The organism is Xanthobacter sp. AM11, from assembly GCF_047444035.1.
Classification (GTDB): Bacteria; Pseudomonadota; Alphaproteobacteria; order Rhizobiales; family Xanthobacteraceae; genus Xanthobacter.
In genome coordinates this window covers 2,447,171-2,460,650 of the sequence record NZ_JBLAOA010000001.1, presented here as the reverse complement: position 1 = coordinate 2,460,650, position 13,480 = coordinate 2,447,171, and the positions used below count along the sequence as shown (strand labels likewise).

Sequence of the window (13,480 nt, the reverse complement as noted above, 5' to 3'; positions counted from 1 at the left end):
GACCTCGCCCTCTCACTTGAGGATCGAGAACACGTGATCCGATCAGGTTGAGATGCAAGCTGATCGGCGCGTGATCCAGACCCCGCAATCACCCGGACCGGCGATTTTCTGAAGAACGGAATTTTCCGGGAACGCGCGTCCCGGGAAGCAGGTCACCAAGCGAGAATGCGCCGGCCCAAAACCGCCCCTGCCGCGGTGACGATGACGACGGCGAGGCTGTACCACGCCAGCATGAAAAGGGGAGAATCGTCAACGCAGTGGAGGGCGTAGATCGCGGCGGCGAGGCCCCCGGCAGCCAGGCCGGCGGCGGCGCCCGCCACGGCCGGGCGGGTCGCGGCGCCACGCCGCAGGGCCAGAAGCAGCGCGCCGAGCACGGGAGCCGCCAGGAGCGGGATCAGCGATACGCAATAGGGCGCATAGCGGCCGATGAGATCCGACCGCCAGGTCGCGGGCGGCGTCGCGGCCAGTTCGGCAACGACGCCCGCCACCAGCACCGCGACGGGCAGCAGCAGCAACAGCGCCCACCGTCCCGCATCGGCGGCGGGCCGCGACAGCCGGAGCGCCAGCATGAGAGAGGCTGCCGCGAGCGGCAGCGTCACGGCGAACTTGAGCACGATGCGCCATTCCGCCAGCAAAGGCAGAAGGCCCGGACGCGGCGCGAGGATCAGCGCGAACAGCAGCGCCGCGGCACCCACGCCCGCCAGCACGCCGAGCGCGAGCCCGCCCTCCAGGCTCCGCCCTGGGCGCATGTCGGCGGCGAGGCCGCGTATCAGGTCTTCCGTCTTCACACCGTCGTTTCCTTCACTTGTCCGTCCTGACGAGCGCCGCGAGGCTCGCGAACGCCCGGTGCAGCGCCACCCGCACGGCGCCTTGCGTCATGCGCATGCGCTCCGCCGTCTCGCCGATGGAAGCGCCGTCGACCGCCACCGCCCGCAGCACCGCCTGCTGCTTCTCCGGCAGCAAGGCGAGGTGACGCTGCACATCGGAGGCCGCGGTGTCCGGCCGCTCTTCCGGCGCCGGCAGGATGTCGGCGAAATCCTCCACCGGCACCTCCACGCGGCGCCCCCGCCGGCGCAGGTGATCGACCAGCTTGTTGCGGGCGATGGTCCAGAGCCAGGGGCCGATCGGGTCGGCGCTGCGCCACGTGTGCCGCTTCAGGTGCACGGCGAGGAGCGTTTCCTGCACCACATCCTCCGTCTCGCCCGTGGGAACGCCAAGGCGCGACAGCCGGCGGCGGACCACCGCCCGCACGGCGGGGGCCAGCTCGCGCAGCAACTGCTCATATACCGGCTGATCGCCGGCAAGCGCGGCCTGCATCATCTGCGCCCACCGCTGCTCGCGGTCGTCCATCGACACATTCCCAAAGGTCAGTTCGCACGAGGCGGCGGGATCGTTACGGCCCGAGAGGACAGCGCCGACGATTTTTCGCGCGCATCTTTCTTCGTCGCCACGTGTAACGCAATGGCACGTCCTCCCGAACAAGGAGATGGCGCAAGACGACGACCGCCTGCCGCGCGCCGATCTTCCACGGAGAACGACCCATGACCACGAAGACCACGTTCATCGCCGCCACTCTCGCCGGCTCCCTCACCGCCGCGCTCGGCATGGTGGCGAGCGCCGCCGCCGGGCCCGTGGCCGAGCAGCCCAGCATGGAAAAGTGCTACGGCATCTCGCTGGCCGGCAAGAACGATTGCGCAGCCGGCGCCGGCACCACCTGCGCCGGCACCTCCAAGGTCAATTACGACGGCAAGGCCTGGAAGTACGTCGCCAAGGGCACGTGCGAGACCATCAAGACGCCGAATGGCATGGGCCACCTGAAGGCCATGTGAGACGGCACGCGAGGCTAGAGCACGCGCAGCCTCCCTCGGCCGGAGGGCGCCCGCACGCCTTCCGGCCGCCCCTCCCATCAAAGGAGCCCATCATGAGTGTCCGCCTGCCCACCGGTGCCGGCGTCGGCTTCAAGCCCGAGCATTTCGACGCCATGCTCGCCGATCCCGGCCCGCTCGCCTTCATCGAGGTGCATGCCGAGAACTACATGGGCGCCGGCGGCAGGCCCCACGCCCAGCTCGCCGCGCTGCGCGAGCGCTTCGCCCTGTCGGTTCACGGTGTCGGGCTTTCGATCGGGGGCGAGGCGGCGCTCGACAAGGCGCATCTTGCCCGGCTGCGCGCGCTCCTCGACCGCTACCGGCCGGAAAGCTTTTCCGAGCATCTCGCCTGGTCCTCACACGGCAACGTCTTCTTCAATGACCTTCTGCCGCTGCCCTATACAGCGGAGACTTTCGCTCGCGTCGCCGATCACGTCGCCGAGGTGCAGGACGTGATCGGCCGGCGCATGCTGCTGGAGAATCCCGCCACCTACGTACGGTTCGAGGAGAGCACCCTCGCCGAGGTGGATTTCCTCGCCGCCGTGGTGGCGCGTACCGGATGCGGCCTGCTTCTGGACGTCAACAACGTCTTCGTTTCGGCCGTCAACCACACAACCGATGCCCGGGCCTACCTCGCCGGCTTCCCGTTGGAAGCCGTGGAAGAAATCCATCTCGGCGGCCACGACGCGGACCGCGATGAAACCGGCGCGCCGCTGCTGATCGATGCCCATGGCGCGCCGGTGGCGGAGCCCGTGTGGGCGCTGTTCGCCGAGGTGATCGCACGAACCGGACCGTTGCCCAGCCTGATCGAATGGGACAACGACGTGCCGGACTGGCCGACGCTCCGGGCGGAAGCCGAGCGGGCCGCCGGCACGCTGGCGCAGCCCGTGCGCGCGGCGGCCTGAGCGAGGAAGCCGGCCATGGCCGCGACCACCCTCCAGGCCTTCGCATCGGCGCTCACCGACGCCGCCCGCCGGCCGCCGCCCGGCCTTTCAGGCGCGTGCGACCGCAGGTTCGCGGTCTACCGCAACAATGTGGCCGTGGGGCTGATCGGGGCGCTTGAAGCGCGCTTTCCGGCGCTGGCGAACCTGGTGGGCGAAGACTTCTTCCGCGCCATGGCCCGGGACTTCACCCGCCACCACCCGCCGCGCTCGCCCGTGCTCATGGCGTATGGGGATGCGTTTCCAGCCTTCATCGCCACATTCGCGCCTGCGCGGGAGATGCCCTATCTCGCCGACGTGGCCCGCGTGGAGGTCGCGATCTCGCGTGCCTACCACGCAGCCGATACCGCCCGCGCCGGGCGCGGGATGTTCTCGCGCCTGTCTGCCGACCGGCTCGCGACGCTGCGCATCGTTCTTCACCCCGCCGTGATGGTGGTCCGCTCGGAGCATCCGGTGGGACGCATCCACGCCGTCGCGCGCGGATGGATGCCGCAAGCGCCCATCGAGAACTGGACCGCCGAGGCCGTCCTCATCGACCGCCCCGGCTTCGACGTGGTGGTGCGTCCGATCCCCCTCGGAACGGCCGCCTTCCTCAACCAGCTGGCCGGGGGCGACGGCCTTGAGGCCGCGGCCACCGGGGCGGCGGCGGACGACTCGGATTTCGACCTGCCGGCGGCGCTGGCCGAGATGATCGGGTCGGGGCTGGCGACCCGCATCGAGTGCCCCAACGGAGAGATGCCATGACCGCGAACGAACTCGGGCGCCACCGGCACCCGTCCCCCATCATCCTGATGCTCGCGCGCGTGCATCGGCGGCTGGATGCCGTCCCCCTCGATCTTGTCTGCCTGTGCGCCCGCATCTTCCCCGCGGCGGTCTTCTGGCAATCCGGGCAGACCAAAGTGGACGGCTGGCAGGTGACGGATGGAGCCGTCGCCCTGTTCCGGGAAGAATACCAGCTGCCGCTGCTCGATCCCTGGATCGCGGCACATCTGGCGGCGTTCGCCGAGCACTTCTTCCCCGTTCTGCTGGTGCTGGGCCTCGCCACGCGGGTGTCGGCAGCGGCCCTCTTGGCCATGACCGCGGTGATCGAGATCTTCGTCTATCCCGACGCATGGCCGACCCATGGGGTCTGGGCCACCTGTTTCCTCCTGCTGGTCCTGCGCGGGCCGGGCGCCCTGTCGATCGATGCGCTGATCGACCGGGTTGTCCGACGCGACACGTAGTCCGCCAGCACCACCGCGCCGTTCCAGGCGCCGAAGTCATTCCGGCTCGATGCCGGCCGCCTTGGTAATCTCGGCCCATTTGCGGGTCTCGCTCGCGACGAACGCCGCAAGGTCGGCCGGGCTCGACGACGACGGCTCGATGCCTGCGGCGAGCAGGGAAGCCCGCACGGCCGGGTCCTTCATGGCGCCCACCATCGCCGCGTTCAGGGTGACGACGATGGCCTGGGGGGTCTTCGCGGGTACGAAGGCCGCAAACCAGGCGGTGAGTTCGTAGCCGGCGATCCCAGCCTCGCCCATGGTGGGCAGCTCGGGGGCGAGGGCGGAGCGTTCGGCGCTCGACACGCCGAGGGCCCTGAGCTTGCCCGCCCGCGCCGACGGCAGGGTGGTGGAGATGTCGGCGAACATGAGGTCGATCTGCCCGCCGAGGAGGTCGCTCACCGCCTGCGGGTTGCTCTTGTAGGGGACGTAGAGAATGTCGATGCCCGCCCTCGTCTTCAGCATCTCCACCGCGAGGCGCGAGGAGGCGGAGCCGGCACCGAAGGTCAGCTTGCCCGGATTGGCCCTGGCATAGGCGATCAGCTCCTGCACCGTGCTGGCCGGCACCTTCGGGTTGACCACCAAGGCGAGGGTGATGGTGCCGAGCGTGGTGACAGGCTCGAAATCCTTCACAGGGTCGTAGGAGAGCTTCCTGTAGAGGGCCTGGTTGGAGGCGTGGGTGGAGTTGGAGGTGACGAGGACGCTGTAGCCATCGGGCGCCGAGCGGGCGACATTGTTGGCGGCGATCTGGCCGGTGGCGCCGGGCAGGTTCTCCACCACCACGGGTTGGCCGAGGGTCTGCGAAACCTTCTGGCCGAGGACGCGGGCGAGCGTGTCGGTAGCGCTGCCGGCCGCGAAGGGCACCACGAAGCGGATGGGCCGGCTCGGCCATGTCTCGGCGGCCGCGGGGACGGCAGCAAGTGCGCCGACGGCCAGGGCCGCGGACGCGGCGAGGGCGATGAGGCCCCGGCGCGAGGTGAGCTTCGTCGGCATCATGGTTCCTCCCATATGGTTTTTGTGGTGATCTCGGCACTCTTCAAGGGCTGAGGGGGTCGCCCGCGCCCTCCCTGATCCCGTCCGCGAGCGAAGACGGCACCTCCACCGGCAGCGTGAGGAGCAGGAAGGAAAGCGACTTGCCGTGCCCGTCGAGGCCGAGGGAGGCGTTGACGCCGCCGTCCAGCACCTCGTCCAGCACGAAATTGAAGGCGCACAGGTTCGGCAGGTCGTAGCGCACCACCCTCGCCGGCCGGCGGGCCGCGAACAGGGCGGCCACGCGCTCCACGGTCACCTGTGCGGCGAGCACGGGATAGACCGCGGGAGCGCGGCACACGAGGGCGAGGTTCAGGCGGTTGCCCTTGTCGCCCGCCCGGGCGTTGGCGAGGGTGCGCAGGGGCACCATGGCCGTTGCTTCCGCGCTCATGACGCCGCCTCCATGGCTTCGGTCTCCAAGAGGGTCACGGTGGGCGCGACGAGGTCGCGCTCCACCAGGCAGGAGGCGCTGAACAGGCGTGGCGTGAGGCGCCGTCGAACCCCCGCCCCGCCCGCGGGACCGGCGCAATAGAGGGCCTCCACCTCGTCCAGCATCAGCTCCAGCATCCGCCCGTCGGTGCTCTCTGCGGCGAAGCGCAGGCGCACGTCCTCGGCGGCGCTTCCCCCGAAGGCGGCGTCGAGCGTCGCGCCGGCGGTGTCGTTGAACAGGCTCGAAACACCGATGGCGTCGATCCGCAGCGCGAGGCCCGGCACCCGCCGCGCGAGGCGGGCGCGCACCACGTCCGCGGCGAGGCGGGCGCGGGCGGCGGCGCCGGGACCGGCATAGGAAATCTCGGCCTCGGCGAGGACGCCGGCCTCCACGCAGACCGTGGCCTTGAGGGTATCCGGCCGCCGGTGCCCCCGCGCACCCGTCACCCTTACCCGATGGGGGCCGGCCTCGGCGACGCGCACGCAGGTCAGGTCGAGCACCACGTCGGGTGTGAGATAGGCGGCCGGATCGTGAATCTCGTAGAGCATCTGCTCGATGACGGTCAGGCGGTCGATGCGCCCGCCCGTGCCCTCGGGCTTGGTGACGACGAAGCTGCCGTCGGCGGCGATCTCCGCCACCGGATAGCCCACCTCGTCGAGCCCGGGCACCGCCTTGAAGCCCGGATCGGCGAAATAGCCACCGCTCACCTGGCTGCCGCATTCCAGGAGATGGCCGGCGAGAGTGCCGGCGGCGAGCTTGTCCCAGTCGTCCTCGGCCCAGCCATGGGCGTGGATCAGCGGGCCGAGCACCAACGCCGGATCGGCGATGCGGCCCGTCACCACGATGTCGGCGCCGCGGTCGAGCGCCTCGGCGATGGGCCGCGCGCCGATATAGACATCGGCCGAGACGGGAACGGGCGCGCCGGCGAGGAGCCGGCCTCCGCTCTCCCGGGCCGCGAACGCCTCCGGCGTCAGCCGGCCGGAAATGTCGGCGCCGTCCACCACGGCGATGCGCGGGGTGCGGCCGGCCGCACGGGCCATGGCGGCGATGCGGCGGGCGCCGGCGAGGGGATTGGCGGCGCCGAAATTGCCGACGATGCGGATACCGGCATCGAGGCAGCGCACCAGCACGCCGGCGAGCAGCCCCTCCAACGCCGGGCTGTAGCCGCCCTCGGGATTGTGCCGTCGGGCGAGGCGGCTCAAGGCGAGGGTGCGCTCGGCGAGGGTCTCGTACACGAGGAAGCGCGGCCCGGCGCAGGCGGCAAGCATGTCCACCACCGGCACCGCGGCATCCTTGCGGTCGCCGGCAAAGCCGGCACCACTGCCGATGCGCACGATCGCGTCCATGGCATCCCCCTCCCTCGCGTCTCTCGCCGTCCGGGCGAACTAGACACGCGGGGGATTGATCTAGTCAAATAGCAAGATCTGGCCAAAACATAGGGTTTGCTTATGAATGTGACGATCCGGCAGCTGGAGGTGTTCGCGGCGACCGCGCAGGCTCCGAGCTTCACGGAAGCGGCGGCGCGGCTCGGCATCTCGCAGCCGGCGCTCAGCGAGACGATCCGGCGGATCGAGCAGGAATTGGGGCTGCGGCTGTTCGAGCGCACCACCCGCCGGGTGGTGCTGTCGGCGGAAGGGCGGGCCCTGGCCGGCCTCGCCGAAGAGGTGGTGCGGGACGTGCGCCTCGGGCTGAAGGATGTGGTCGAGCGCGGCGCGCGCCGCCCGCGCGTCGCCATCGCGCTGCTGCCGTCTCTCGCGTCCGCGCTCCTCCCCGCCGCGGTGGATCATTTGAAGGCGGCGTATCCTTTGGCCGACCTCTCCGTGTTCGACGTGCTGCACGAGCGCGCGGGCGGGCTGGTGATGGAAGGCGTCGCCGACATGGCCGTCACCATGCGTCCGGCCGACGAGGAACTCGCCTTCGAGCCGCTCGGGGCGGACCTGTTCCACCTGGTGACGCCGCGCGGCCATGCCCTTGCCGGGCGCGGGGCGCTGCCGTGGGCGCGCCTCGCCGGCCACCCCTTCGTTGCTCTGGCGCCCTCCACCTCGGTGCGGCGGATGGTGGACAATGCCATGGCCGCCGCCGACCTTGCCCTTGCCGCACGGTACGAGGTCGAGCAGATTCCCTCCGCCGTGGGCCTGGTGCGCGCCGGCCTCGGCATCACCGCCTTGCCGGCCTTCACCTTCGCCATGTTCGACCGGCGAGGCCTCGCCCTGCGCCCCTTGCGGGCGCCCGACGTCTCCCGCGCCCTGGGACTGGTGATGCGCCAGGGACGCCCGATCTCCCCCGCCGCGCAGCGGCTTGCCGAAGGCGTCCGGCTTGCCTTCCGACAGATCGCGCGCCGCAAGCCCGGCCGGGATCGGCCGCAAACGTAAGCGTTCTCTTCACCCCCCATGTTCGAGCCCCCGCGTGCGGCTGAAGGTGATCGAGCGCAAGCCGGAAGCGGTGGTGCGGGCGTTGTCGGCTGCCTGATGCCGCAGGAATACTGGGGTTCGGGCGCCTCGTGCCCGCTCGTGTTCGGATGAACGGCTTAGAGCACGCGCCGACCAGCTTGCATCGCAAGCTGGTCGGATAACGCGTTCTCTATCCTTAAGTGAGAGGGCTTTTCACCGCTCAAATTGAGTCCATTTGATCGGATCGCGCTCTAGCCGCACCACATCGCCTCGGGTGCCCTCGACACCTCATCCGATGCCCGACCGCCCCCAAGCCGGGGCGAAGGCCCGTGAGGCGCGCCCACGGGCCTTGCGCATCAGATCCCCTGCCCGCCGGACACCTCGATCCGCTGCGCATTCACCCAGCGATTCTCCGGACCGAGGAGGCTGGCGATCATCGGCCCGATGTCGTCGGGCAGGCCCACGCGGCCGAGCGCGGTCATGGCGGCGAAGACCTTGTTGATGTCGGGATTGTCGCGCACCACCCCGCCGCCGAAATCGGTCTCGATGGCACCCGGCGCCACCGTGTTGACGGCGATGCCGCGGCCGCCGAGTTCCTTCGCCATGTAGCGCGTCAGCACCTCCACGGCTCCCTTCACCGCCGCATAGGCCGCATAGCCGGGATGGGTCAGGCGGGTGAGGCCCGTGGACAGGTTGACGATGCGCCCGCCGTCGGCGATCAGCGGCAGCAGCGCCTGGGTGAGGAAGTAGACGCCCTTGAAATGCACATCCACCAGCCGGTCGAACTGGGCCTCGGTGGTCTCGCCGATCAGGGCATGGTCGCCGTGGCCGGCATTGTTCACCAGATGGTCGAACGTCTCGCGCTGCCAGGTCTCGGCCAGCGCCGTGCGCAGCCGCCCGGCGAACGGCGCGAAGGCGGCGACATCGCCGGTGTCGAGCTGGAGCGCGACCGCCCGGCGCCCCAGCGCCAGGATTTCCGCCACCGCCGCCTCGGCCTCGTCGCTGCGGCTGTGATAGGTGAGGATGACGTCGCCCCCATGGCGGGCGATGGCGCGGGCGGTGTTGCGGCCGAGGCCGCGGCTGGCGCCGGTAACAAGAGCTATCGTGGTCATGGCCGTCTCCGTTGGCGTGAGGGCTCCGGTATCGCTCCCGCCCGCCGCCCTGTGTTGCCGGATCCTCGCCATTGCTTGCCTGATCCTCCGGCCGGGCGTGCGCCGGCCGAAAGGGTGCGCTAGGCTTGGCTCATGACAGCCTTGCTCGATGCCGTCCGCCGCCATGCGGAAGCCCATGGCAACATCCAGGGGGTGGTGCCCACGCCCATCCCCGGCCTTGCCATCGTGCGCGCGACCATGCCCAGCGACCTGATCCACGACATCCTGCGGCCGCTGGTGTGCCTCGTGCTGCAGGGAAGCAAGCATGTCACCGTGGGCACGCAGGGCTTCGCCTTCTGCGCCGGCCAGTCCCTGCTGGTCACGGCGGATGTGCCGACGGTAAGCCAGATCACCCGGGCCAGCCCAGCGGCGCCCTATTTCTCCCTGGTGCTGGAGCTGGACCCGGCGGTCATTGCCGGCCTTGCCGCCGAGATGACCCATGCCCAAGTGCCCGACCCCGCGCCCGTGCGGGTCGATCCCACCGACGCGGAGGTGGCGGATGCGGCGCTGCGGCTGCTGCGCCTGCTGGACCGCCCCGCCGCGGTGCCGGTGCTGAGCGCGCAGCTCATCCGCGAAATGCACTACTGGCTGCTGGCCGGCGGGCACGGCGCCGCGATCCGCCGTCTCGGCTGGCCGGAAGGCCAGGTGCAGCGGGTGGCCCGGGCCATCGCGGTGCTGCGCGCCGAATTCCGCCATCGGCTGCCGGTGGAGCGGCTCGCGGCCGAGGCGGGCATGAGCCCCTCCACCTTCCACCAGCATTTTCGCGCGCTCACATCCCTCTCCCCGCTGCAGTTCCAGAAGCACCTGCGGCTGATCGAGGCGCGCCGGCTCATGCTGGCGGAGGGCGCAAGCGCCAGCAGCGCGGCCTTCGCCGTGGGCTATGAGAGCGTGCCGCAATTCACCCGGGAATATGGCCGCCTGTTCGGCCTGTCGCCGGTGCGCGACGTGGAGGCCGCGAAGGACAGGCTCTCCGCGGCCGCCTGAGGGAGCGCCCGGTGGCTCAGGCCGGCTTGCTGTCGGCGTCGGGGTGGTGGAAGGCGAGCACCAGCACCACCGAGGACAGGGCCAGCCCCGTCATCAGCAGGAAGCCGTCGGCGAAGGACCCGCGCAGCCCGAGCACCCAGCCGGTGATCACCGGCGCCGCAAAGCCGGACAGGGCGAAGCCGAAATCCATGATGCCGAGGGCGGTGGCCGCCCGCTTCGGCGCCACGTCCACATTCACCGCATAATAGGCCGCGTTGGCGCCCATGGAGGCGGCCACCGCCACCGTGATGCCGGCGATGGCCACGGCGAGGTTGTTGCTGAGGGCCACCGGCACCACCGCCAGCGCCGCGATGAACTGCGTGCCGGCAATGAGATAGGAGCGCGCCACCCGCAGCCGGCCGGTGACCTTCAGCAGATGGTCGGACCAGCGCCCGAGCATCCACAGCGCAATGGCGGCCGAAAGCCACGGCAGAACGGTGAACGCCCCCACCTGGGTCAGATTGAGCCCATAGGCCTGGCGCAGGTAGCTGGGCAGCCAGGTCATGAAGAAGAACAGGAAATAGCCGAAGACGAAGAACGCCCAGTAGTTCACCAGCAGCGTCCGGTTGGTGAGCAGGCCGCGGATCTCCGCGCCGCTGGGCCATTCCCGCTTCGCTTGGTGCGCGGGGGCCTGCCCTGCGGCCCGGATATGGTCCAGCTCCGCCGCATTCACATGGCGCGACCGGGCGGGATCGTCACGGAACAGGACATACCAGAGCGGCACCCAGGCGATGGAGATCGCGAACAGCACGGCGAAGGTCCAGCGCCAGTCCAGCACCGAGAGGAGCAAGGTGACGATGGGACCGCCGATGGCCAGCGCCAGCGGCACCGAAACCAGCGCATAGCCGAGCGCGCTGGCCTGCTCCTGCGGCGGCAGCCAGCGGCTCACCGCGCCGGTGAGGGCGGGGAAATTGGGTCCCTCCGACAGGCCGAGCAGGGTGCGCGCCAGATAAAGGGTGACAAAGCCGGTGGCCGCCCCGGTCAGGCCGATGGAGAAGCTCCACAACAGCGCCGCGATGGTGAGCACCAGCCGCGCGCCGTAGCGATCCACCGCAAAGCCGCCGAGCAGGGTCGTCACCGCATAGCCGAGGCCGAAGGCGCCGAGAATGACCCCCGCATCCTCCCGCGACAGCCCGAGCTCCGCCTCCATCAGCGGGATGGCATAGGAGATGGCCGCCCGATCGATGTAGTTCACCACGGTGACGGCAAACAGCAGGACGATGACCACCATGTGGAACCGCGTCGCCCGCAGGCCCAGGTTCCTGCCGTCCTGGTCCGCGCGCCTGTCTTCGCTCCCGCCCATCGCCTGCCCTCCGCCCGATGACCGGCCTCACATGCGCGCACGCGCCCAGAGCACCAGCCCCGCCACCGCAACCAGCCCCAGCGCCAGGAGGGCCACGAACAATGCCGACTGGTCGAGCCACGCCACCGCCGGCACGCACAGCCCCATCACCACGCCGTTGAGGCCCATGCGCCAGGAGGCCGTATGCACGCCGGCCACGAAGGTGCCCAGGGCCAGCAGCAGCAGCACCACGAGGCTGGTGGAATCGGCATCCGCCACCGCCTGCACGCTGGGCAGGAACACCAGGTTCATGGCGGCGAGAAACGCGCCCCAGTGCAGCACCTGCGTCCAGACGAGGCGAACGCGCTCGTCCTTGTCCGTCGCCCGCGACCAGCCGGCGAAGATGCCGACGCCGCAGCTGATGAGGGCCACCAATTCCCAATAGGTGACGAGGGGACTGCGCGTCATCGCCCCATAGGCGACGCCGCCCACGGTCATGACGAGGATGGCGAGGTAGGGAAGCTCGCGCACAAGGAAGCTCCCGGCATGGGGGCCGGACGCCAGATCCGGGCCGCCTGGCTGGTGTGCCGTGCTCATGGTCTTCGTCCCTCCGCCGCCAGCGGGCCGCCCCTGCGGCCGCCGCGCGCCCATGGTGATGCATTGCCCTGCCATAGCGCACGCCCCGCCACAAGGAGGTAAAGGCTCGCCCCGGCCCGCGCCGCCGGTGGAGGCGGAAATTTGCGCCGCCCCGGCGGTGAGGGACGTGCCGGCATGGCGATTGCATCGGCGGGGGAGATTGAAGGCACCACCGTCAGTTTGCGACAAAGCCGACCATGCGGCGGCATCCGCCCATGGGGCCGGGTCGCGGCTTCGGCGGGCGGTGCCGCCCACATCTTTCGAGCCGGCGGCCCAACATGAGCGCATTCATCCAGGCCCATGCGGGCAATGCCGAGTGGCAGCTCGCCCTGGGCGACTGCTGGGCCCAGATCCGCTTCCAGCTGAAGGATGCGCCGGCGCCCAACCTGGGCTGGTGCTACCTCACCGACCATCACACCAAGGCCGCAGGCAACATCCTGGAGGCGCTTCGCGATCACATGCCCGGGGTGCATTGGGTGGGCACCGTGGGGGTGGGGGTGGCGGCCGAGGCGGTGGAATATTTCGACGCCCCGGGCATGGTGCTCATGCTGGCCCACCTGCCGCCGGATTCGTTCCGGCTGTTTTCCGGCCCGACGCCCCTGGAGCCGGCGGCGGACGGCTTCGAGGCCTTCACCGCCCTGGTCCATGCCGACGGCGCAGGCGCGGACCTGCCGGACCAGCTGAAGGCCCTGGCGGGGAAGACCACCACCGGCTACCTGTTCGGCGGCCTGTCGTCGGCCCGCAACCAGCCCCTGTGCTTTGCCGACGACGTGCTGCTGGGCGGGGTTTCCGGCGTGGCGTTCGGCCCGCAGGTGCCGATCCTCTCCCGGGTCACGCAGGGGTGCCAGCCCATCGGCCCCCAGCGCACCATCACCCGCGCCGAGGGCAATTATCTGGTGAGCCTGGACAATGCCCGGGCGCTCGACTGCGTGCTGGAGGATCTCGGCCTCGACGGGGAGATTTCCGACCCGGACTTGCGCCACGAGCTGGCCCACACCCTTGCCGGGCTGGTGGCCACCAGCGAGGACGTGTCCGCCAAGCCGGGGCATTTCGGCACCAATACGCAGGTGCGCCACCTGCTCGGCGTCGGTCGCCAGAGCGGCGTGCTGGTGGTGGCCGAACGGATCGCGGCCGGCATGCAGCTTGCGTTCTGCCGGCGCAATGCCGAAGCGGCGCGGCACGACCTCTTGCGCATCACCGCCGAAGTGCGCGCCCAGGCCGAGGCGGCCGGCGGCATCCGCGGCGCCCTCTATATCAGCTGCTCCGGGCGCGGCGGCCCCCATTTCGGCCACCCCAACGCCGAATTCCAGATGGTCCGAAAGGCCTTGGGCGAAGTGCCGCTGGCCGGCTTCTTCGCCGGCGGGGAGATCGCCCGCCACCATCTGTACGGCTACACCGGCGTGCTGACGGTCTTCACCGCAGCCACCTGACAAGGGGACGGCGCCACCATGACGCGAACGCTTGGCGGAGCAAG

At 70.5% G+C, this 13,480-nt stretch carries 15 protein-coding genes; 7 read left to right on the top strand and 8 right to left on the bottom strand.

Annotation, left to right across the window (positions count from 1 at the left end):
* Positions 1-152: 152 nt before the first annotated feature.
* Together ACI7BZ_RS11385 and ACI7BZ_RS11380 are read right to left on the bottom strand one after the other, a co-directional pair.
* Positions 153-788, bottom strand: coding sequence for an NrsF family protein (locus ACI7BZ_RS11385; RefSeq protein ID WP_414117273.1), 636 nt, complete (start codon positions 786-788; stop codon positions 153-155).
* Between the two features lie 13 nt (positions 789-801).
* The gene (locus ACI7BZ_RS11380; RefSeq protein WP_414117272.1) at positions 802-1,350 is read right to left on the bottom strand and encodes a sigma-70 family RNA polymerase sigma factor; all 549 of its coding nucleotides are present in this window, start codon (positions 1,348-1,350) and stop codon (positions 802-804) included.
* A gap of 191 nt (positions 1,351-1,541) precedes the next feature.
* Between ACI7BZ_RS11380 and ACI7BZ_RS11375 the strand changes: the two genes are divergently transcribed.
* From ACI7BZ_RS11375 to ACI7BZ_RS11360, 4 genes are all read left to right on the top strand, one after another.
* The gene (locus ACI7BZ_RS11375) at positions 1,542-1,829 is read left to right on the top strand and encodes a BufA1 family periplasmic bufferin-type metallophore (protein ID WP_414117271.1); all 288 of its coding nucleotides are present in this window, start codon (positions 1,542-1,544) and stop codon (positions 1,827-1,829) included.
* 92 nt (positions 1,830-1,921) lie between these two features.
* Entirely contained in the window at positions 1,922-2,770 is an 849-nt protein-coding gene (gene bufB / locus ACI7BZ_RS11370; RefSeq protein ID WP_414117270.1) for an MNIO family bufferin maturase, read from the top strand.
* 15 nt (positions 2,771-2,785) lie between these two features.
* Positions 2,786-3,550 (top strand): HvfC/BufC N-terminal domain-containing protein, encoded by a 765-nt coding sequence (locus ACI7BZ_RS11365; RefSeq protein WP_414117269.1) that lies wholly within the window; start codon positions 2,786-2,788, stop codon positions 3,548-3,550.
* Positions 3,551-3,597: 47 nt separating this feature from the next.
* Entirely contained in the window at positions 3,598-4,029 is a 432-nt protein-coding gene (locus tag ACI7BZ_RS11360) for a DoxX family protein (RefSeq protein WP_414119148.1), read from the top strand.
* 36 nt (positions 4,030-4,065) lie between these two features.
* Here ACI7BZ_RS11360 and ACI7BZ_RS11355 read toward each other — a convergent pair whose 3' ends face one another.
* The 3 genes from ACI7BZ_RS11355 to ACI7BZ_RS11345 are packed head-to-tail and all read right to left on the bottom strand — an operon-like array spanning position 4,066 to position 6,870.
* A complete protein-coding gene (locus ACI7BZ_RS11355) occupies positions 4,066-5,061 on the bottom strand; it encodes a Bug family tripartite tricarboxylate transporter substrate binding protein (RefSeq protein ID WP_414117268.1) in 996 nt (331 codons plus the stop codon).
* A 40-nt stretch (positions 5,062-5,101) separates the two neighbouring features.
* Positions 5,102-5,485, bottom strand: a complete 384-nt coding sequence (locus tag ACI7BZ_RS11350; RefSeq protein WP_414117267.1) for an AtuA-related protein — start codon at positions 5,483-5,485, stop codon at positions 5,102-5,104.
* Positions 5,482-6,870, bottom strand: coding sequence for an acyclic terpene utilization AtuA family protein (locus tag ACI7BZ_RS11345; protein WP_414117266.1), 1,389 nt, complete (start codon positions 6,868-6,870; stop codon positions 5,482-5,484). The genes ACI7BZ_RS11350 and ACI7BZ_RS11345 overlap by 4 nt, the downstream gene beginning before the upstream one ends.
* A gap of 102 nt (positions 6,871-6,972) precedes the next feature.
* On the opposite strand from ACI7BZ_RS11345, the gene ACI7BZ_RS11340 reads away from it, so the two are divergent.
* Positions 6,973-7,896: a LysR family transcriptional regulator gene (locus ACI7BZ_RS11340; protein WP_414117265.1), complete on the top strand. Its 924-nt coding sequence runs from the start codon at positions 6,973-6,975 to the stop codon at positions 7,894-7,896.
* A gap of 374 nt (positions 7,897-8,270) precedes the next feature.
* Here the strand turns inward: ACI7BZ_RS11340 and ACI7BZ_RS11335 are convergent, their stop codons facing one another.
* Positions 8,271-9,026, bottom strand: coding sequence for an SDR family oxidoreductase (locus tag ACI7BZ_RS11335; RefSeq protein WP_414117264.1), 756 nt, complete (start codon positions 9,024-9,026; stop codon positions 8,271-8,273).
* Between the two features lie 132 nt (positions 9,027-9,158).
* Here ACI7BZ_RS11335 and ACI7BZ_RS11330 point away from each other — a divergent pair, with 132 nt between their 5' ends.
* Positions 9,159-10,049, top strand: a complete 891-nt coding sequence (locus ACI7BZ_RS11330; RefSeq protein WP_414117263.1) for an AraC family transcriptional regulator — start codon at positions 9,159-9,161, stop codon at positions 10,047-10,049.
* A 16-nt stretch (positions 10,050-10,065) separates the two neighbouring features.
* Here the strand turns inward: ACI7BZ_RS11330 and ACI7BZ_RS11325 are convergent, their stop codons facing one another.
* Together ACI7BZ_RS11325 and ACI7BZ_RS11320 are read right to left on the bottom strand one after the other, a co-directional pair.
* On the bottom strand, positions 10,066-11,391 hold the full coding sequence (locus tag ACI7BZ_RS11325) for an MFS transporter (protein WP_414117262.1): 1,326 nt from the start codon (positions 11,389-11,391) through the stop codon (positions 10,066-10,068).
* 27 nt (positions 11,392-11,418) lie between these two features.
* Positions 11,419-11,967 (bottom strand): hypothetical protein, encoded by a 549-nt coding sequence (locus tag ACI7BZ_RS11320; RefSeq protein WP_414117261.1) that lies wholly within the window; start codon positions 11,965-11,967, stop codon positions 11,419-11,421.
* A gap of 317 nt (positions 11,968-12,284) precedes the next feature.
* On the opposite strand from ACI7BZ_RS11320, the gene ACI7BZ_RS11315 reads away from it, so the two are divergent.
* A complete protein-coding gene (locus ACI7BZ_RS11315; protein ID WP_414117260.1) occupies positions 12,285-13,436 on the top strand; it encodes an FIST signal transduction protein in 1,152 nt (383 codons plus the stop codon).
* Positions 13,437-13,480 lie beyond the last annotated feature (44 nt).

Excerpts from the sequence above, each read along its gene's own strand:
- ACI7BZ_RS11380 (WP_414117272.1), bottom strand. The coding sequence starts at position 1,350 with ATGGACGACCGCGAGCAGCGGTGGGCGCAGATGATGCAGGCCGCGCTT.
- ACI7BZ_RS11375 (WP_414117271.1), top strand. The coding sequence starts at position 1,542 with ATGACCACGAAGACCACGTTCATCGCCGCCACTCTCGCCGGCTCCCTC.
- bufB (WP_414117270.1), top strand. The coding sequence starts at position 1,922 with ATGAGTGTCCGCCTGCCCACCGGTGCCGGCGTCGGCTTCAAGCCCGAG.
- ACI7BZ_RS11365 (WP_414117269.1), top strand. The coding sequence starts at position 2,786 with ATGGCCGCGACCACCCTCCAGGCCTTCGCATCGGCGCTCACCGACGCC.
- ACI7BZ_RS11360 (WP_414119148.1), top strand. The coding sequence starts at position 3,598 with ATGCTCGCGCGCGTGCATCGGCGGCTGGATGCCGTCCCCCTCGATCTT.
- ACI7BZ_RS11355 (WP_414117268.1), bottom strand. The coding sequence starts at position 5,061 with ATGATGCCGACGAAGCTCACCTCGCGCCGGGGCCTCATCGCCCTCGCC.
- ACI7BZ_RS11350 (WP_414117267.1), bottom strand. The coding sequence starts at position 5,485 with ATGAGCGCGGAAGCAACGGCCATGGTGCCCCTGCGCACCCTCGCCAAC.
- ACI7BZ_RS11345 (WP_414117266.1), bottom strand. The coding sequence starts at position 6,870 with ATGGACGCGATCGTGCGCATCGGCAGTGGTGCCGGCTTTGCCGGCGAC.
- ACI7BZ_RS11340 (WP_414117265.1), top strand. The coding sequence starts at position 6,973 with ATGAATGTGACGATCCGGCAGCTGGAGGTGTTCGCGGCGACCGCGCAG.
- ACI7BZ_RS11335 (WP_414117264.1), bottom strand. The coding sequence starts at position 9,026 with ATGACCACGATAGCTCTTGTTACCGGCGCCAGCCGCGGCCTCGGCCGC.
- ACI7BZ_RS11330 (WP_414117263.1), top strand. The coding sequence starts at position 9,159 with ATGACAGCCTTGCTCGATGCCGTCCGCCGCCATGCGGAAGCCCATGGC.
- ACI7BZ_RS11325 (WP_414117262.1), bottom strand. The coding sequence starts at position 11,391 with ATGGGCGGGAGCGAAGACAGGCGCGCGGACCAGGACGGCAGGAACCTG.
- ACI7BZ_RS11320 (WP_414117261.1), bottom strand. The coding sequence starts at position 11,967 with ATGAGCACGGCACACCAGCCAGGCGGCCCGGATCTGGCGTCCGGCCCC.
- ACI7BZ_RS11315 (WP_414117260.1), top strand. The coding sequence starts at position 12,285 with ATGAGCGCATTCATCCAGGCCCATGCGGGCAATGCCGAGTGGCAGCTC.